General features: G+C 61.9%; 1 pseudogene. It reads right to left on the reverse strand.

Annotated features, from left to right (window positions below):
• A pseudogene (locus SB765_RS29020) lies at positions 1-286 on the reverse strand (glycosyl hydrolase family 5); the annotation flags it as partial.

The following is a 286-nucleotide window of genomic DNA, read 5'->3' on the forward strand; positions in this document are numbered from 1 at the left end:
AGGGCAATCTGCAGTTGGCCCTTCTCCATGGCTGTGCGCAACAAAGGCGAATTTCGTGGGGTGATCTCTTGGTTGTAAAGGGTGGTGGGCGTCGGTGCGAAAACGTAATGGGTGGTTGCAGGCTTCACTTCGGCACGGCGATAGAGCAGGGCAGCAGCGGGCAGCGTGGCGATCATCGCGGGGTCGTTGTAGGCGTGCCAGTTGTCCGCCGTGCGCCAGCCCGGGTTGAAGGCCTGCTGGCTGTAGGCATATTGCATCAGTGCGTCCCAGCCCTGGTGGCTGGCAG

Origin of the sequence: Pseudomonas sp. SIMBA_067, from assembly GCF_046534675.1 — a bacterium.
Classification (GTDB): Bacteria; Pseudomonadota; Gammaproteobacteria; order Pseudomonadales; family Pseudomonadaceae; genus Aquipseudomonas; species Aquipseudomonas putida.